The following is an 18,349-nucleotide window of genomic DNA, read 5'->3' as shown; positions in this document are numbered from 1 at the left end:
ACCACCTATGATCGGGCACCGGACTGATCCAACCCTCGGTTGCCCTGCAGCCCCATCACCGAATGATCCTGTCCGTGGCGCGCGCGCCGCCTCACCTGGCCAGCCGCGCGCCGGGCCACAGCCGCACCAGCAGCCCGCCGGCCGCGCTCGCGGTGGCCAGCGCCGCCACCCCGCTCCAGCCCCAGCGCGACAGCATCAGGCTGCCCAACGCCGCGCCCGCCGCCATGCCGGCGAACATGCCGACGAACAGCACCGCGTTGAGGCGGCTGCGCGCGCCCGGCTCGATGCCGTAGATGATGGTCTGGTGCGCCACCAGCGCAACCTGCACGCCCAGGTCGAAGCCCACCGCACTGGCCACGATCAGCCACAGCCGCACATGCGGCGCCAGCCACGGCGACAGCAGCATGGCGGCGAAGGATAGCGTGGTCAGCGCGGCGCCCAGGCGCGTGACCAGCTCGGGGCCGCGCCGGTCGGCGATGCGGCCGGCCAGCGGCGCTGCCAGCGCGCCGGCGGCGCCCGCCAGGCCGAAGGCCCCGGCGCTGGCGCTGCCCAGGTGAAAGGGCTCGCCGTGCAGCATGATGGCCAGCGTCGACCAGAACGCACTGAAGCCGACCGACAGCAGGCCCTGCGCCAGCATGGCGCGGCGCAGCGCGGCATGGCTGCGCCACAGTTTGAACAACGAACCCAGCAGCTCGCGGTAGGCCAGACGCGTGGTGGCATGGAAGTGCGGCAGCCCGCGCCATGCGGCCAGCCCGATCAGCGCGATGCTGGCGGCCGCGCCGGCGAACATCGCACGCCAGCCGAAATGCTCGGCCACAAAGCCGCTGACCACGCGAGACAGCAGGATGCCCAGCAGCAGCCCGGTCATGACGGTGCCCACCACCTTGCCACGATGCGACTCCGGCGCCAGCGTGGCGGCGGCCGGCACGATGTCCTGCGCCATGGTCGCCGCGATACCGATGGCCGCGCTCGACGCCAGCAGCAGGCCGATGCCCGACGAGGCCGCGCCGGCCAGCAGCGCCGCGGCCAGTATCGCCGCCTTGATCAGGATGATGCGGCGCCGGTCGTAGCGGTCGCCCAGCGGCGCCAGCAGCAGAATGCCCAGCGCATAACCCAGTTGCGTCAGCGTGGGCACCATGCCGACGGCGCTGTCGGAGGCGCCGATGTCGGCGCCCAGCACACCCAGCATCGGCTGGCTGTAGTAAAGCGATGCCACCGACAGCCCGGCACCGGCGGCCAATAGCAGCACGAGATGCCCAGGCAGTTTGTCGCTGGCTGCGCCGGGCGTGGCAGATGTGGCGGCGGGCGCGGACGCTTCGGTGACGGGCGCCTGTGTGCCGGGGTCGGCAGGCGTGGACGGCTCGGCGGCGGTGACCGCCAGTGCGCGTGTGGAGGGCATGATGTTCAACCTCGGTTTGGAAGCAGTGTCGAAGGGCGTTTCTGCGGTCAGGGCTGGCAAGCGGCCCCGCAGGCGCGGCCGCCAAGGGGGCGGTGTTGCACGCACGGTACGCAAGGCGAGCCGGCCGCGCTTTTGCGCGCGTGCTGCTTTTGTTCCGTTTGCACGGCCGGTGCGTTGCGGGGCGGCCCGGCCAGACGCTGAACGCCCTCAGCAGCCAACCCTGCGGCGCCAGTTGCCGGGCGAAACGCCGAGCACCCGCGAGAACGCGTGGGTGAAATGGCTCTGGTCGGAGAAGCCGCAGGCGGTGGCCACCTGCGCCAATGGCAGTGCCGTGTCGCGCAGCAGTGTGCGGGCGCGCTCCAGACGCAGCGCCATCAGCCATTGATAGGGGGCCTGCCCGGTGGTATCGCGGAAGGCGCGGGTGAAATGGCTGCGCGACAGCCTGCAGGCATCCGCGATGTCCGCGATGGACAGGTCGCCGTCGATCTGCGCGGCCAGCATCTCCTTGGCCATCGCCAAGCTGCGTTGCGACAGCAAGCGGTTGGTCTTGGGCGTGGCGACCCTGGCATTGCCATAGTGCTCGACGAGATAGGTGCCGATGGCGAATCCCAGCTGGTCGACGAACAGCCTGCTGGCGTTCTGGGGTTGGCTGAGCACCGGCACCGCCGCCTGCGCCAGACGCGCCAGCACCTCGTCCCGCTCACCCGCCGCGCCGCGCAGCCCCCGGACGCGCGAACGGCCTAGTTCCCCGCCGGTGCGTTCGATGAAGGCACGGGAAATATCCAGCAGGATGAAATCGAATTGGCCATAGAAATCGGCCTTGTAGTCCTCGTCGAAATTCCGTATGTAGATGGAGCCGTTCTCGAAGTCATGGGTGGTCGCGCGATGTGCATGGAATATCCGGCGGCGATGTCCCGTGCACAGTGAAATCCCCACCAGGAACCCGCGATCCGATGCCGGGGTGGACACCTGGCTGGCATTGCCGCTGGCCGAGGTCTTGCGATGGAACTGCATCTCGCTGCCGGCGAGCGTCTGATCGTTGCGCAGCGCGGCCGCTGCGCAACCGAATGCGTCGGTCGCGGAGGCGGCGAGTGGAGTGGGGGCGCCTGCGTTTGCGGACATAGTGTTTTGGGTGAATCAACCTGCAAGCTGGCAATCGCCTTGCCGCCCGCGGCAGCTGAGGGCGCGCCAAGAATAGCAGAGCCCTCCTGCATACACGTGAATACTTGCATGGCGGCATGCGGTGATGCGCAGTCCGTTCCTCACACGGATTTCCCAGGTGCCTGCCAGGCACCTGCAGGGGCGTACGGCCCCGTGCAATCAGGCAACGCTGGCCTGACTGCTCGCGCAGCCCTCTCATACTTTGGTCTGGGCGCCACAGACCACTCGCTGATTGTTGGCGGTCAACACGGCTCCTACCATGCAACCCGAGCACAGTGCCTTCCCGCCGGCTGCCAAAGGTCCCGATGCATGGGATGCGTGCCACGGGCCTCCATCGACACCAGGACTACCGTAATGAAATGGCGTCTCTTCCCGGCAGGGCAAGCATGAAACGCCGGCCTGTCATTCTCGCCGCGGCAGGGGCAGCGGCGGCTGCCCTGGTGGCCGCGGCCTGCATCATGTGGGAGCCGGCCATCGCGCCGATCCCCGCGCCGGCGCCCTCTTCCTTCGACCGGGCGCTGACGCTGGAGGGCGCCCGCGTGGTCGCGCTCGGCGACTGCGCGGTGTGCCATACGGCCAAGGGCGGCCAGCCCTTTGCCGGCGGCCTGCCGCTGGTCACGCCGTTCGGCACGATCTACGCCACCAACATCACGCCCGACGTGGAAACCGGCATCGGCAACTGGTCGCTGGACGCCTTCGCGCGCGCCATGCGGCACGGCATCGCGCGCGACGGCCACCAGCTCTACCCGGCGTTCCCATACATCCACTTCACCAGGATGTCGGACCGCGACATCGAGGCAGCTTATGCCTACCTGATGCGGCGCGAGCCCGTGACCGCCAAGCCACCCGCCAATGCGCTGATCTTCCCGCTCAACTTCCGGCCCCTGGTTGCCTTCTGGAACGTGCTGTTCCTGCGGCCGGGCGAAGCGCAGCGCGATCCCGCGCAAGACGAAGCCTGGAACCGCGGCCGCCTGCTGGTGGACGGACTTGGCCACTGCGCCGCCTGCCACTCGCCGCTCAATGCGATCGGCGGGGAAAAAGGGGGCCTCGCCTTCGACGGCGGCGTGGTGGACAACTGGGAAGCGCCGCCGCTGAACCACCTTGTCAACGGGCCAGTGCCCTGGACCAAGGTGCAGCTCGCCACCTACCTGCGCACCGGCATCTCCCGCGCGCATGGCGCGGCAGCCGGCCCGATGCTACCGGTCACACTCGAACTGGCCACCGTGCCGGAGGCGGACGTCGATGCCATCGCGACCTATCTGATGTCGCTGCAGAATCCGGCGCCCGCGCCAGCCGTGGTGCCGGTGTCGGCGGCCGCGCCTGACCAGTCCGCCATCGCGCGCGGCGCGACGCTGTTCACCGGGGCATGCGCCGCCTGCCACGGCCCGGGTTCGCCGATGCAAAGCGTGGGCGGGCGCCCCAGCCTCCTCACCAGTTCCGCGGTCAACGCAAGCGCGCCGCGCAACGCCATCCAGATGATGCTGCAGGGCGTGTCGTGGAACGGCGAGGACGCCATGCACTACATGCCTGCGTTCGCGCAGGCCTTCGACGACCGGCAGCTTGCCGACCTGGCGGCCTACCTGCGCGCCACCTACTCCCGGCAGCCGCCGTGGACCGGCGTGCAGGACACCATAGCGAACCTCAGGAAAGGGGACGAAGCGAGATGATCAAGCTCACCGTCAACGGCGCCAGCCACCAGTTGGACATCGATCCGTCCACGCCTCTGCTCTACGCACTGCGTGACGAACTGCACCTGCACGGCGCCAAGTTCGGCTGCGGCCTGGGCCAGTGCGGTGCCTGCACCGTCATCGTCGGCGACCGTCCCGTGTTTTCGTGCCTGATGCCAGTGGCATCGATCGGCAGCCGGCCGGTGCGCACCATCGAGAGCCTGGGCACCGCCGACCGGCCGGGCCCCTTGCAGAAGGCGTTCATCGACCACCAGGCGGCGCAGTGCGGCTACTGCATCGCCGGCATGATCATGCGCGCGCAGGCCCTGCTGGAGGCCAACGCGCATCCCACCGAGGCCGAGTTGCGGGCGCACATGGAACCCAACCTGTGCCGGTGCGGCACCCATATGCGCATCCTGGCGGCCATCCGCGCCGTGGCCGGCACGCCCGGCGCCGTGCGCCCGGGCGGGGTCAAGGCCGAGGGCAACCAAAAGGGTGCGCAATGAGCGGCGATGACGGCGACGTCGACCCGGGCCGCCGCGCCTTCCTGGTCTCGGGCTCGCTGGTGGTGGGCTTCACGCTGCTGCCGGGCCGCAAGGCCATGGCGCAGACCGTGCTGGCCGACGAGGGCGCGGCCGTGCAGGTCGCGCGGCAATACCAGGCGCTGGCGGGGAGCCTGAAGACCAACCCCTATCTCGACGCCTGGATCAGGATCGCACCCGACAACCAGGTCACGGTGTACACCGGCAAGGTCGAGCTGGGCACCGGTGTGCGCACCGCGCTGCTCCAGGTAGCGGCCGAGGAACTGCAGATGGTGCCCGCGCTGATCACCTTCCTGACCGCCGATACCGGCCGTTCGCCGGACGAAGGGCTGACCGCCGGCAGCCACACCATGGCCGACAGCGGCAGCGCCCTGCTCAACGCCGCGGCCCAGGTGCGCGGGCTGCTGACAGACGCGGCCGCGCGGCAGCTGCGTGTCGATGCGGCGTCGCTGTCGGTCGGCAATGCGCGCATCACGGCTCGCGACGGGCGCTCGCTGTCGTTCGGCGAACTGTTGCCAGCGGTAAACCTGCACCGCGCGGCAACACCCGCCTCGCCGCTGCGCGACCCGAAGTCGTTCTCCGTGATCGGCACGTCGATGCCCCGGCTGGACATTCCCGGCAAGGTCACCGGCAAGCCGGGCTATGTCCAGGACCTGGCCATGCCGGGCATGGTGCATGCGCGCGTGGTGCTGCCGCCTGCCTATGACGCCGCCCTGCTGTCGGTCGACGAGGCCGCGGTCAAGTCCATGCCCGGCGTGATCGCCGTCGTGCGCGACGGCAACCTGCTCGCCGTGGTGGCCAGGGGCGAATGGCAGGCGGTGCTCGCGCAGCGAGCGCTCGGCGCCGCCTGCCGCTGGAGCAAGGGGCGCCCCCTGCCCCGCCCCGCCGACGTGAACGCGCAGCTCAGGCAGATCTCCACGCAGCACATCGAGATCGCCAACACGCGAGGCGCAGTGCCGGCAGGCGCCAGGACGCTGGCCGCCACCTATTCCAAGCACTACCTGATGCACGGATCGATCGGCCCCTCGTGCGCCGTCGCGCAGATGCAGGACGGCGTGCTCACCGTATGGACCCACTCCCAGGGCGTCTACCCGCTGCGCGACGGCCTGGCCGAGATGCTGTCGATACCCAAGGACAAGCTGCGCTGTATCCACATGGAAGGCTCGGGCTGCTACGGGCACAACGGCGCCGACGACGCCGCGGCGCACGCCGCCTACCTGGCCCGCGCCCTGCCCGCACAGCCGGTGCGCGTGCAATGGATGCGCGACCAGGAGAATCTGTGGGACCACTACACGCCAGCCATGGTCACCGAGGTCAAGGCCTCGCTCGATGCCGGCGGCCATATCGCCGGCTGGGACTATGCGCTGTGGAGCAGCTCGCATAACGAGCGCGTGGTCAACGCGGGCCAGCTGCTGCCCGCCACCCAGCTGGCCAGACCCTTCGTTCCCGCGCCCTCGGTCCCGATGCTGCAGCCCGAGGGCGGCGGCGACCGCAACGCGATTCCGCTCTACCAGCTACCGGCCTCGCACATCGTCAATCACTTCTCGCCGACCATGCCGCTGCGCACCTCGGCGATGCGCTCGCTGGGCGCGCACATGAACGTCTTCTCGATCGAGAGCTTCATGGACGAGCTGGCCGCTGCGGCCAGCACCGACCCCGTGGCGTTCCGGCTGCGGCATATGAAAGACCAGCGCGCGCGCGACGTGATCCAGCTCGCCGCGGCCAGGTTCGGCTGGCCCGGGCGCGGCCGCAAGCCCGGCCGCGGCGTCGGCTTCGCGTTCGCCAGGTACAAGAACCTGRTGGGCTACGTGGCGATCGCGCTGGAGATTTCGGTGGTGCGCGACACCGGCCTGGTGCGTCTCGAGCATGCCGAGGTGGCCGTCGATTGCGGGCAGATCGTCAATCCGGATGGCGTGCGCAACCAGATCGAGGGCGGCATCCTGCAGTCCGCGAGCTGGACGCTGTACGAGCGGCTGCGCTTCGACACCGGCGGCATCGGCAGCTTCGACTGGAGCACTTACCCGATCATGCGCTTTTCCGCCGTGCCCACCACCATCAACGTGCACCTGATCGACCGCCCCGGCACGCCGTTCCTGGGCGTGGCCGAAGCGGCGATGGGGCCCACCGCGGGCGCCCTCGGCAATGCCGTGTTCGATGCCACCGGCAAGCGCCTGCGCGACATGCCGCTGGGCGGCGAGCGGCTGCGCAGCGAAATCGCGCCGTAGCGCGGAGCTTGCCACGCCCTGTGCACCAACCGGTGCCCGGCCCCTGAACCTCAACGCCATGACCACCATGCCCACGTCCAGACCTTGCCGCGCCGTCGTGATCGGCGGCTCCCTCGGCGGCCTCTTTACCGCCATCTGCCTGCGCGCGATCGGCTGGGATGTCGATGTCTTCGAGCGGTCGCCGCAGCAGCTCGACAGCCGCGGCGGCGGGCTCGTGCTGCAGCCCGGCGTGCTCGACGCGCTGGACTTTGCCGGGGTGGCGCACCCGCCCGGCTTCGGCGTGCCGTCGAAGGACCGCATCTTCCTGGACCGCGACGGCGTGCTCCGCTGCATCTACATGCCGCAGACGCAGATCGCCTGGAACGGGCTCTATGCCCTGATAAAGGGCGCGCTCGATCCGGGCGTGATCCATGCCGGCGAGGAACTGGTCGCACTGGCCCACGAGGCCGGTCACATGACGGCCCGCTTTGCCTCCGGCCGCACCGAGCGCGCGGATCTCCTGGTCGGCGCCGACGGACCGCTGTCCACGGTGCGGCAGGCGTTGCTGCCCGGCGATGTGCCCGCCTATGCCGGCTATGTCGCCTGGCGCGGCGTGCTGCCCGAGGCTGCGCTGGATGCGCGGGCCCGGTCGCTGCTGGTCGACGCCTTTGCCTTCCAGGACGGCCCGGGACAGCAGATGCTGACCTACCTGATTCCCGGCGAGGACGGGTCGGTCCGTCACAACGAACGGCGCCTGAACTGGGTCTGGTACCGCGCGCTGCCTGCCGGAGAACCGCTGGCGGCCGTGCTGCTGGACCGCCATGGCCGACAGCACACGCATTCGCTTCCCCCGGGCGCCGTCAAGGATGCCGATGCCCAGGCGCTGCAGCTTGCCGCGGCGGACGACCTCGCGCCGGTCTTCGCCGCGCTGGTCGCATCGACCCCCGATCCCTTTCTGCAACTGATCCAGGATTACGCGGCGCCGCGCATGCGTTTCGGCCGCGCCGTGCTGCTCGGCGACGCCGCCTTCGTGGCGCGACCGCATACCGGCGCGGGCGCGGGCAAGGCGGCAGCCAATGCCGTGGCCCTGGCGCGCGCGCTGCAGGCCGGCGGGGACCGCATCGACGACGCGCTCGCGCTATGGGATCGAAGCCAATGGGCCGCGGACAAGCGTCTGGCCGAGTGGGGCATCTCGCTGGGCAGGCGCATCATGGGCGTGGTGCAGCCTGCCTAGCCGGCGCGGCGACGCGGCTCAGCGCGCCGGCACCGGCGCGAGCGACGCGTGGGGCGTGGCGGTGCGCTGCGCTGCCTTGTGCACCATGGTGTAGGCGTAGTCCACGCCCATGCCGTAGGCGCCGGAGTGTTCCTTGACCAGTTGCATCACCGCGTCGTAGGTGTCGCGGCAGGCCCAGTCGCGCTGCCATTCGAGCAGCACCTGCTGCCAGGTCACCGGCACCACGCCGGCCTGCACCATGCGCTGCATGGCGTAGTCGTGCGCTTCCTTGCTGGTGCCGCCGGACGCGTCGGCCACCATATAGATCTCGTAGTCGCTCTCGTTCATCGCACTCAGCGCGAAGGTGGTGTTGCAGACCTCCGTCCACAGGCCGGCGACGACGACCTTCTTGCGGCCGTTGGCGGCCAGCGCGTCGCGCACCTTCTGGTCGTCCCACGAGTTCATCGAGGTGCGTTCCAGCGTCGGCTGCTCGGGGAACACGTCCAGCAACTCGGGGTAGGTGTAGCCCGAGAAGGAATCCGACTCGACCGTGGTGATGGTGGTCGGGATGCTGAAGATCCTGGCGGCCTTGGCCAGGCCCACGGCATTGTTCTTCATCGCCTGGCGGTCCATCGACTGCACGCCGAAGGCCATCTGCGGCTGGTGGTCGATGAAGATCAGCTGGCTGTTTTGCGGGGTCAGCACCTGGAGTTTCGAATTGGACATGATCTGCGCTCTCTCATTGAAATTGGTTGAACTTCATGGGGCGGGGTTTTTTGTCGCCGCGCCGTCCATTGATCGAACTATACGAGAGCATCCGAGGCGCTGATGAGCGGAATCATGGATTAATTATTCAATTATTTTGATGTTAATTCCAACCCGAAAAGCGAAGGTAGCGGGCGCCGGTGCCATGACCCCGCGGGCAAAGGCTTTTCCCATCTGCCGCCGGATCGCGGTGGCGTATTTCCAGGCCAGCGGCTGGACGTCCTACGACCATCGTATGACGTTGTCAGACTAAATCAGGTCCCGGGCAACCCGATGTACGTCTGGTTGCACGGCGCCTGGTGGCGTACCTTGCTGATAGCGCCACGACGCAGCATGCGAGGCCCATCGCGCCACCAGGCAAACCAACATGAACGACCTTCTGACTCCCGATCTCGACTCAATCAGCGGCTTGGCCTTGACGCCGACACGCATCGTGCCCTCCGCCCCGGCCTGCGCGGATGGTCCCATCCGCGAGGAACGCCAATGGCGCTGCGCGCCCCGGCGCGGCGACGCCGGTGCCCGGCAGTGGGACCGCGTACCGGTGTCGCGCTGGACGCACACCGGCGCCACGCCGCTCGAGGTCAGCCATGCGGGACACGACAGCGAGCACTGCATCGGGCTGAGCCTGCGCTCGATGTCGGTCAGCTTCGCCTCGGCGGGCCGGCAGGTGTTCGATGGCCGCATCGCATCGGGCGCGGCGCAGATCACCGCACCGGGTGTGCCGGTCAATGCGGTCTTCACCTCCGCCAGCGACGTGCTGCATCTGTTCGTCTCGCAGGCAGTGCTGGCCGAGTGCTACGCCGACCAGTTCGGGCACGCGCATGCCGGCGACATGCTGCTAGGCGACCCGCGCCTGGTCACCAACCCGACCATGGAACGGCTGGGCCAGGCGCTCGCCCTGGCGCATTCGCAGGATCCCGGGCTGGGCCGCATCTTCTGCGACAGCGTCGGGCTGGCGATCGTCTCGCGCATCGTGGCCGGCCACTTCAACCGCGTCGCCGCCGATGCGCGCGTGCCGGCCAGGCTGCCCGCCTGGCGCTTGCGCAGGGTGGTGGAATTCATCGACGCCCACTTGTCGGACCCGATCGGCCTGGCCGATATCGCCGGCAGCGCGGGCCTGACCCGGATGCACTTCGCTGCCCAGTTCCGCCGTGCCACCGGCCTGCGCCCGCACGAATACTTGCTGCGACGGCGCATCGAACATGCGCAGGAGTTGCTGAGGCATGCCGACGGCAACGTACTCGACGTGGCCCTGCGCTGCGGCTTCCGCTCCCAGGCGCATTTCACCACCGTGTTCAAGCGCTTCGTCGGCGATACACCCTATTGCTGGCGCGTCAAGACCGGCAAGACTGCGAAGGCCGGCTGAGCCCCCGCCCATGACGCTGCCCACGATCCTGTCCGCTTCCATCATCCGGAGCTGAGCATGCCTGCGCACCCGAATCCCGCCACATCCCCCACCCCATCCGCGCAGGCGGACCGCCCCGACCCGTGGGGCAGCGCCATCGGCCTGCTCCGTGCGCGCCAAGCCTGCCAGCTGTACGCCGGTAGCGCCTGGCCCGATGAGGAAGACCCCCGGCACCGCCGCCACACCGCCATCGTCAGCATCGTGGAGCGGACCAGTTCCACCTTGGCGGTGATCAGCTGGCGTGATGCCACCCATTGCCGCTACGGCGCCCAGATCTGGGCTGCGGTATCGGCGCGCGAGGCTGGCGTGTGCGCCCTCAGCGGCCTCCCCATCGCCAAGGGCCAGGCGGTCTACCGCCCGCGCCCCTGCCGGCCACCGGCGCGCAACGCCGAAGCCATGATCCTCGCGTCGGTGCTACATGCGGCCCGTCCGACCGCCGACACGGATGCCTGGGCGGCATGAGGCAGGCAAGAGACGACCATCGACTTTGCTTTGAATTGAGGGGCTTCGGACTTTCGTGTGGGTAGTGCGTGCGGGTGCGAGTGGCCTGCAGCAAAACGCTGGTTAGCTCCCCTCTCCCATGAAATGGGAGAGGGGAGCTACGGCGGTGCTGGAGCTAGCCCAGCGATGAATCGACCCACACGAAAGTCGGATGAACCTGAATTGAAGGCGTCACCCATGACGATCGCTATCGCACCGGCAGCCCCGTCAGCCAGCCCCCGTCTGCTGCCCCTGCCTGCGCGCGGCCACGATGGCATCGTAGCGCCGCGAAACGCCAAGCTTGGCGAATATCTGCCTGAGATTCCACTTGACCGTCAACTCGCTGATATTCAACGCCAGCGCGATTCTCTTGTTCGACATCGACTGCTCGAGCAGCCCCAATATTTCCCGCTCCCGCCTGGTCAGGTCCGACAACGCCGTCAGGCCATCCTGCGGCGCCGCCGCGACAGTGCGATCGGGCCCGGCGGCGGGCATGGCAAGCGGTATCCCCCGCAAGCCGGCAAGGTAGTCCTCCTGCGCGCAGTCCCTGCGCCGCGGCAGGCAGCCCAGCAGGACGCGAACGCCCTTGCCTTCGTCGAGCAGCGTGCGCACCAGGCCAAGCCGGTAAGCCGTGGCCACCGCCGGCTCCATGCATGCCATCACTTCGTCGCGCCGCCCGAGCGCATCCAGCGCCAGCGCCTGCAGCAGATCGGTGGTGACCATCAGCCCCTCCCTGCCCAGTGCCGTGGCCGTGGCGCGGACGTCGTCCAGCGCCAGCAGCGCACCTTGCGCCTCGCCCATGTCCAGGAGGAGCCTGGCACGCGACAGCGCTGCGATCGCCACGATCTCGGCCGCGCGCGGTTCCGCGCCCGTCTGGTCATGCGCCAGGCCGTCGAGCGTGGCCTGCAGCGACTGCGCGTGCCGCCAGTCCCCGCCGGCAAGCACGATCCGCTGCCGTTCCGCCACCATATGCGCCATCCCGCGCCAGATGCCACGGCTGCGGAAATGCGCTTCCATATCGCTCAGGAATGCCATGGCCTCGTGCGGCAGCCCGCCAAGCACTTGCAGGCGCGCATGGCACAGCGCGGCGCGCAGCGCCACATCGGGCGACGATAGCTTGAGCATGTCGAGGCGATCCGCCAGCACCTGCCGTGCTTCCTCGGTCTTGTCGCGTTCGTACAGGACCACGGCCACCGTTGCCGCGCAGTAGCAGGCACTGACCGAGCGGCGGCCATGGTGGCGTTCCGCCTCTGCGAGCGCGTCCGTGCCCATGCGCTCGGCTTGCAGCGCATTGCCCTCCAGCAGGATCGCGCTGGCGGCGCTTGCCCTGGCCATCAGCGCCAGCTCGCCCGTGCCGGTACGCATCGCGCTTGCGGCGGCGGAGCCCAGGATATCCCGCGCCTGCGCGTGGCGGCCGCGCGCGGTCAGGCTGCGCACGGTCAGGCCAAGCCTGATGTGCTCCAGCGCCGGATGGCCCAGCGCGACGTTTTCCAGCGTTGCCAGGGTGCCGTCCAGCAGCGCCACTTCGTCGCGCTGCATGGCGATCACGGCGCGCAGCAGCCTGCCATGCCGCGACCCGCCGGCGCCAGCCCTGACGGCTTCCAGGGCGCTCAGCCATTGCTCGGCTTCGACGGGCCGCGCCGTCACCGCGCTCGCCCAGGCGGCGAGCAGCAGCAGGCGCGGATGCGCCGCCAGCCGGGCGGGAGGCACCATTTCGGCCCACTGCCGGAAGGCCCGCAACTGGCTCACGCTGGGCAAGGCCGGCATCGAACACTCGATCAGGCGGACAACGGCATCGAAATCCTCGCTCAGCAAGGCATGCGGAATCGCCTCGGCAAAGCGCCCTTGCTGCACGAACCATCCGGTGGCGCGCCGGTGCAGGCCAGCCACGTCCTGCTGGCCGCATGCCAGGCGCTGGCTCAGGAATGCCGCGAACATGGGATGAAAGCGGTACCAGCGGGCCTGGTCGTCCTCCTGCGCGGGCAACAGGAACAGGCCGCGCGCGTCGACAGCGGCGAGCAGCGCGTCCGCATGCTCCGAGCCCGTGACATGGGCGGCCAGCGCCGCATTGAAGCGCGGCAGCACCGACAAGCCTTGCATGAAGTTGAGCAACTCCGCTGGCAACCCGGCCACGACGTCTTCCGACAAGTAGGCGTGCAGGCTATCCGCATCGGGCGCCAGCGCGCGCAGGCGCACCGGATTGCGCTGCCCCGCCTTCAACGAGGCCGCCATCAGTTGCAACCCGATCGGCCAGCCGGCACAAAGCGCATGGAGCCGCGTGGCGGCGTCCAGGCCCACGCGCGCATCGAGATGCGCCTGCAGGAAGGCAAGCGTTTCCCGGAAGGAAAATGCCAGGTCCGCGCCGCCGACTTCACCTAGCTCCCCCACTGCGCGCAGACGGCCCAGCAATAGGGCTGGTGCCTCGCGCGATGCCATGACGACGTGGAGGTTGGGCAACCGTGCCTCAAGGATGGCCTGTAGCAAGGCACGGCTGGCGGGATGGCTGGTCCGGTCGGACTCGTCGATCATCAGGTACAGCTCTTCGCGCGCGCCGGCCAGCGCCTGGATATAGCCGGCAGCCAGCGATTCCGGGGCCGCCAGCGCATCGTCCTGCCATGGCGGCGCGAGCCGCGCATGCTGCAAGGCGGCACGCAGGCTGGCGCGGAACACCTCCGGCGCTTCATCTTCGGCGTCCAGCGAAAGCCACGCTACGCTGGCGCCCTCCCCGATCAGCTTCTGGCGCCACTGCGCCATCAGGATGGTCTTGCCGAAACCCGCGCCGGCAGTGATCAGCACCAGCTTGCGCTGGCGCGCGTCGTGCAGGCCGGCAAGCAGGTCTTCGCGCGGGATCGAGCGGCTGCCAAGGCGAGGCGGCGCCAGCTTGGTAGTGGGAGCAGGTTGATACCGTTCCATCGAAATTCGGCTCTCGGCAATGCGGGCCAGGCGGTGCGAGAAAAGGACCGCCGGCCTGTCCCGGTGGATATCGGGTGTCCGGACGTGGCGCGTGGGCGGGAGAACGCGCGCTTCGGGGATTGCGCGAAATATATACTAGCCATGCATGGCGCAAGCCCTGGTTTGGGGCCGCCCACCTGATCCGGGTGGCTGGGCGACTGCCCGAGCGAGGCAAGAGCGGGATGCATGCGGAGCACACGCCGCTCCGGCGCGCCGGCCGAATTGCGCCGGGCCGCCTGTACAATGCATCACCATTTCGATTGACATCGACGCTGGCCGGCATGGCCAGTGCTCGGAGACAAGAAGGCACCGGTCACCTATGCCGCAAAGCCCCTCCTCCCCCGGCGCTCGCCCGCCTGCCAGCGCGGCGCCGGAATCCACCAGCAATACAAAGCACCAGCCGCCACGCGACACGGTCAGGGTTCTGGCGCGCGAACGCGTGCTTGCGCAACTGACCGAGGCACGGCGCCGCCGCGCGATCGTGCTGCAAGGCCCGGCCGGCTGCGGGAAGACCGCCACGCTGCTGGCGTGGCGCCAGGCGCTGCTCGCACTAGGCTTCGATGTTGCCTGGCTGACCCTGTCAGCCGACGACAACGAACTGGCGCGCTGGCTCGATGCCCTGCTGGGCAGCCTGGCCCAGGTCGATACCGCGATGACACGCGAGGCGGCGTTGCTGGGCGGCCGCGGGATGGATGCGGAAGTCGTCGAGCGCACCGTGCTGGCGCTGGTGCAAGGCATCGCCAGCCATCCGCGCGACCTGGTGCTGGTGCTCGACGAACTGCACCATCTTGCCGACGCCCGCGTGCACGAGTCGCTGCAATGGCTGCTCGACTACGCGCCGCCTAACCTCCATATCGTGCTGGCGTCGCGCGGCAACGTACCGCTATCGCTCGGCCGCCTGCGGGACCAAGGGCTGGTGCTGGAACTGGACCAGCGCGACCTGCGCTTCACGCTGGCGGAATCCGGGCAATTCCTGAAGGCGCAACTCGGCGATATCAGCGCGCGCGACGCGCGCCAGCTGCACGAACTGACCGATGGCTGGGTAGCCGGGCTGCAGCTGTTTGCCACGCACTGGAAGCGGCGCCGGCAACACAGCGGCGCGCAGTCCGGCGCCGACAGTTTCGTGCGCGCCAATGTGCAGAATGCCGGCGCCTTCGCCGGCTATTTCGAACGTGAAGTGCTGGCGCGCCTGGCGCCCGCCGAGACGGAGTTGCTGGTGCGCGCGGCGGCATGCCAGCGCTTCAGCGCCTCGCTTTGCGTGGCGCTGAACGAGCAGGCGCAAAGCTCCGCCGATGTGGTCGCCCTGCTCGCCCGCCTCGACAACGACAACCTGTTCATCGCGCCCGTCGACGGGCCCGACCGGGAAACCTGGTATCGGCTGCATCCGCTGCTGCGCGAAACCCTGCTCCAGCGCTTCGGCGCGCGCAGCGAGGCACAGCAGCGCGCCGTGCATGCGGCCGCCTGGCACTGGTTCCGCGCGCACCGTTTGCTGGAAGAAGCCGTGCGCCATGCCGTGCTGGCGGGAGAAGCCGACGCGGCCGCGGATCTCGTGCAGCAATATGCCGGCACGCTCACCGCCCGGGGGGAGTTGCGCAAGCTGATCGGGCTGATGCGCCTGCTGCCGGCCGAGCAGATCGAGGCGCGCATCAAGCTGCGCCTGATGACCCTGCAGATGCAGATCTTCGCGCGCGACCTCGACGCCTGCGCGGTGAGCATCGAGCGCCTGCTCGCCGACATTCCCGAAACCGACCTGGTGGCCAGTTACCGGCTCACTATCCTGCGCTTCGGGCTGGCCGTGCAATGCGACGATACCGATGGCGCGCTGGCGCTGGTGCCCCGGCTAATGCAGGCGCCCGCCGACGCCGAACCGGTCACCCTCGGCGCGCGCAACAACCTGCTTTCGTGGCTGTACATGCACCTTGGCGAGTACGAGCGCGCGCGCCGCATCCAGGCCGAGGCGCCGCCGCTGCTGGCGGAAGGCGCGCCGCTGCTGGGCACCAGCGGCGGCAGCCTGAACGGACTCTGCATGGTCGGTTTCAGCTTCGCCCTGGAGGGCAAGATGATCCAGGTCGAGCGCATCTGCCGGGACATCCTGTTCGAGGCGGACAAGGCCGGCAGCGCCGCGGCCGAACCCGGCTACTTTGCCGCCGCGCTGCTTGGCGAAGTGCTCTACGAACAGAACGACATCGCGGGCGCGCGCCGGCTGCTGGAAGACCGCGTGGACGTGCTGGAACGCGTGTCGATTCCCGACTCGGTGCTGCGGGTGCTCCGAACGCTGTCGGCATCGCACTGGGCGGCCGGGCATCAGCTCGATGCGTTTGCCTACCTGGAGCGGCTGGAAGAGTACGCGGCGCAACGTGGCCTGGATCGCTTGCTGGCCCATAGCCTGGGGGACCAGGTCCAGCGCCATCTGTCTTGCGGCGATCCGGACGCCRCGCAGGCCGCGCTGGCGCGCCTGGAGGTCATCGATGCGCGTCACCCGCACGCACAGCCGAGCGCGCTCGATGAGATCCGGGTGGTGGCCGAACGCGCACGCATCCAGATGTGCCTTGCGCATGACGACCTTGCCGGGGCGGCGCAGCGCCTGGCGCCGCTGATCGCCCTGTGCGATGCGCGGGGCTGGCAGCGCCAGGTGGCGCAGTTGCAGTGGCAAAGCGCGGTGGTCGACTTCCGGCGCGGGCTGCCGGATGCCGCGCGCGACCAGATGCTGGCGGCCTTGCGCCGTGGGCACCGGCTTGGGCTGGTGCGCAGCCTGCTCGATGCGGATCCGGCGGGGCTTGACCTGGTCGGTGAGATCACACTGGGGCAGGCGGCGGACCCTTTGCTGGCTTTTTATGTCGAACGCCTGCGCTCCGCGCGGGAGGCGCTGGGGGGTGCCGTTCCGGACACGTCTCCTCTCTCCTCCGATGGGCAGCCGGCAAATGCCGCCGGCATGGAAGGGTTGAGCGAGCGTGAGGCCGATGTGGTGCGGTTGCTTGGGCAGGCGCTGCCCAACAAGAAAATCGCGCGGACGCTTGGGCTGTCGCCGGAGACTGTGAAGTGGCACTTGCGGAATGTTTTTCGCAAGCTTGGGGTTAGTAGTCGTGATGAGGCTGTGGCTCGGGTTCGGGATATGGAGTTGGGGGGTGGGGGGGGTTAAACCGTATGTGATTTTTGGGGGCGGCGTTGGTTTTTGCACCCAACAGCGTACGACATCCCCCTGCGGGGGGCAGAGCAATCAGGCTTGTGGGACTCGGTGGTTGCGTCGTACGGCCCTGTGTGTTGGCTAGCGTGCCCAACCGGCTCGAAGGGCATCGCAATGGCATCACCCAATGGTCACGTGGTGGGGCCCCTGATTCGCTTTGCTCGGTGCCCCTTCCCACATCTGCCGTTCGCGATGTGCAGCGCCGCGATCCTACCTGCAGTAGTGGTTTCGTGGTTTTGTCTCTAACGGTAGCCGCCCGGTCATTTGATGCCCTGCTGTACCGGCGCTAGCGGCACCTTGCTATCAACGCCCTTGGTTTCGTGGTGGGCATCGCGGACCGGTCCGCCGAGGGCCGCGCTTGCATAGCGGCGTTGGCATCTTGCACCCAAGTGCGTACGACATCCCCCTGCGGGGGACGCCGGTCACTCTTCTTTGCCTCGGCAAAGAAGACTAACGAGAAGAAAGCCGACCCTGCCGGGGGCAGAGCAATCAGGCTTGTGGGCCTCGGTGGTTGCGTCGTACGGCCCTGTGTGTTGGCTGGCGTGTCCAACCGGCTCGAAGGGCCTCGCAATGGCGTGCCCCATGGGTTTCGTGGTGGCGCCCCTGACCTCGTGTGCAGTGCCCCTTCCCACATCTGCCGTTCGCGGTGCCGAGCGCCACGATCCCGCCCGCATCGGTGGTTTCGTGGTTTTGTCTCTGGCGGCAAGCGTCCAGCCATTTGATGCCCTGCCGTACCAGCGCGAGCGGCACCTTGCTATCAACGCCCTTGGTTTCGTGGTGGGCATGGCGGACCGGTCCGCGAGGGTCACGCTCGAACATCACCGCGCCTGCTCTCCGAGACAAAACCACGAAACCAGCCACACCCGAAACGGCGCAGACCCTCGCACCGCGAACGGCAGATGTGGGAATGGGCACTGCACACGAGGTCAGGGGCACCACCACGAAACCCATGGGCATGCCATTGCGAGGCCCTGCAAGCCGGTAACGGCAGATACCAGCAGAACCGCTGCCCATACGACGAAACCAGCACCCTGCGCACCCGCGATTGCTCTGCCCCCGGCAGGGTCGGCTTTCTTCTCGTTAGTCTTCTTTGCCGAGGCAAAGAAGAGTGACCGGCGTCCCCCGCAGGGGGATGTCGTACGCACTTGGGTGCAAAAACCAACGCCGCCCCCCCAAAAACCCCACCCCCCGGCAAACACAACGGTTCCCCCCACACGCGGCCCCAAAAAAGCAAAGCCACCTAACGCGGGTGGTTATATCCCACCCCCTCTTAGCGTTACCGTAACGCCATACCAAAACCCACCCCCCGGGACCCCAAAAAAACAACCTGCTGACGCGCCCCACCCGCATCCAGCCCAGGAGACAGCCCCAATGAAC

11 protein-coding genes are annotated in these 18,349 nt (G+C 68.8%); 7 read left to right on the top strand and 4 right to left on the bottom strand.

Annotated elements, in window-relative coordinates:
- Positions 1-91: 91 nt before the first annotated feature.
- Together AC1DT6_RS26975 and AC1DT6_RS26970 are read right to left on the bottom strand one after the other, a co-directional pair.
- On the bottom strand, positions 92-1,399 hold the full coding sequence (locus tag AC1DT6_RS26975) for an MFS transporter (RefSeq protein ID WP_477103638.1): 1,308 nt from the start codon (positions 1,397-1,399) through the stop codon (positions 92-94).
- 207 nt (positions 1,400-1,606) lie between these two features.
- Positions 1,607-2,521 (bottom strand): helix-turn-helix domain-containing protein, encoded by a 915-nt coding sequence (locus AC1DT6_RS26970; protein ID WP_441636008.1) that lies wholly within the window; start codon positions 2,519-2,521, stop codon positions 1,607-1,609.
- Between the two features lie 425 nt (positions 2,522-2,946).
- Here AC1DT6_RS26970 and AC1DT6_RS26965 point away from each other — a divergent pair, with 425 nt between their 5' ends.
- The 4 genes from AC1DT6_RS26965 to AC1DT6_RS26950 are packed head-to-tail and all read left to right on the top strand — an operon-like array spanning position 2,947 to position 8,207.
- Positions 2,947-4,227 carry a c-type cytochrome gene (locus tag AC1DT6_RS26965; protein WP_441636006.1) on the top strand — a complete coding sequence of 427 codons (1,281 nt, stop codon included), beginning with the start codon at positions 2,947-2,949 and terminating at the stop codon, positions 4,225-4,227.
- Positions 4,224-4,733, top strand: coding sequence for a (2Fe-2S)-binding protein (locus AC1DT6_RS26960; protein ID WP_441636004.1), 510 nt, complete (start codon positions 4,224-4,226; stop codon positions 4,731-4,733). Before AC1DT6_RS26965 ends, AC1DT6_RS26960 begins: the two co-directional genes overlap by 4 nt.
- Positions 4,730-6,994: a xanthine dehydrogenase family protein molybdopterin-binding subunit gene (locus tag AC1DT6_RS26955; RefSeq protein ID WP_477115077.1), complete on the top strand. Its 2,265-nt coding sequence runs from the start codon at positions 4,730-4,732 to the stop codon at positions 6,992-6,994. The genes AC1DT6_RS26960 and AC1DT6_RS26955 overlap by 4 nt, the downstream gene beginning before the upstream one ends.
- 58 nt (positions 6,995-7,052) lie before the next feature.
- On the top strand, positions 7,053-8,207 hold the full coding sequence (locus AC1DT6_RS26950) for an FAD binding domain-containing protein (protein WP_477103637.1): 1,155 nt from the start codon (positions 7,053-7,055) through the stop codon (positions 8,205-8,207).
- Between the two features lie 18 nt (positions 8,208-8,225).
- On the opposite strand, the gene AC1DT6_RS26945 is transcribed toward AC1DT6_RS26950, so the two are convergent.
- Entirely contained in the window at positions 8,226-8,912 is a 687-nt protein-coding gene (locus AC1DT6_RS26945) for a hydrolase (protein ID WP_441636000.1), read from the bottom strand.
- Positions 8,913-9,318: 406 nt separating this feature from the next.
- Here AC1DT6_RS26945 and AC1DT6_RS26940 point away from each other — a divergent pair, with 406 nt between their 5' ends.
- Both AC1DT6_RS26940 and AC1DT6_RS26935 read left to right on the top strand, forming a co-directional pair.
- The gene (locus AC1DT6_RS26940) at positions 9,319-10,317 is read left to right on the top strand and encodes a helix-turn-helix transcriptional regulator (protein ID WP_441635998.1); all 999 of its coding nucleotides are present in this window, start codon (positions 9,319-9,321) and stop codon (positions 10,315-10,317) included.
- 57 nt (positions 10,318-10,374) lie between these two features.
- Complete coding sequence (locus tag AC1DT6_RS26935) at positions 10,375-10,818, top strand: DUF3331 domain-containing protein (RefSeq protein ID WP_441635996.1); 444 nt, start codon at positions 10,375-10,377, stop codon at positions 10,816-10,818.
- A 246-nt stretch (positions 10,819-11,064) separates the two neighbouring features.
- Here AC1DT6_RS26935 and AC1DT6_RS26930 read toward each other — a convergent pair whose 3' ends face one another.
- Complete coding sequence (locus tag AC1DT6_RS26930) at positions 11,065-13,749, bottom strand: winged helix-turn-helix domain-containing protein (RefSeq protein ID WP_477103636.1); 2,685 nt, start codon at positions 13,747-13,749, stop codon at positions 11,065-11,067.
- A gap of 358 nt (positions 13,750-14,107) precedes the next feature.
- Here AC1DT6_RS26930 and AC1DT6_RS26925 point away from each other — a divergent pair, with 358 nt between their 5' ends.
- Positions 14,108-16,927: a winged helix-turn-helix domain-containing protein gene (locus AC1DT6_RS26925; RefSeq protein ID WP_477115076.1), complete on the top strand. Its 2,820-nt coding sequence runs from the start codon at positions 14,108-14,110 to the stop codon at positions 16,925-16,927.
- Positions 16,928-18,349: the final 1,422 nt, after the last annotated feature.

The organism is Cupriavidus sp. 01L45 (genome assembly GCF_056399885.1).
This window is presented reverse-complemented; position numbering and strand designations above follow the sequence as displayed.

Coding starts and splice junctions, on each gene's coding strand:
- AC1DT6_RS26950 (WP_477103637.1), top strand. CDS start 7,053: ATGACCACCATGCCCACGTCCAGACCTTGCCGCGCCGTCGTGATCGGC.
- AC1DT6_RS26945 (WP_441636000.1), bottom strand. CDS start 8,912: ATGTCCAATTCGAAACTCCAGGTGCTGACCCCGCAAAACAGCCAGCTG.
- AC1DT6_RS26970 (WP_441636008.1), bottom strand. CDS start 2,521: ATGTCCGCAAACGCAGGCGCCCCCACTCCACTCGCCGCCTCCGCGACC.
- AC1DT6_RS26975 (WP_477103638.1), bottom strand. CDS start 1,399: ATGCCCTCCACACGCGCACTGGCGGTCACCGCCGCCGAGCCGTCCACG.
- AC1DT6_RS26965 (WP_441636006.1), top strand. CDS start 2,947: ATGAAACGCCGGCCTGTCATTCTCGCCGCGGCAGGGGCAGCGGCGGCT.
- AC1DT6_RS26960 (WP_441636004.1), top strand. CDS start 4,224: ATGATCAAGCTCACCGTCAACGGCGCCAGCCACCAGTTGGACATCGAT.
- AC1DT6_RS26935 (WP_441635996.1), top strand. CDS start 10,375: ATGCCTGCGCACCCGAATCCCGCCACATCCCCCACCCCATCCGCGCAG.
- AC1DT6_RS26930 (WP_477103636.1), bottom strand. CDS start 13,749: ATGGAACGGTATCAACCTGCTCCCACTACCAAGCTGGCGCCGCCTCGC.
- AC1DT6_RS26940 (WP_441635998.1), top strand. CDS start 9,319: ATGAACGACCTTCTGACTCCCGATCTCGACTCAATCAGCGGCTTGGCC.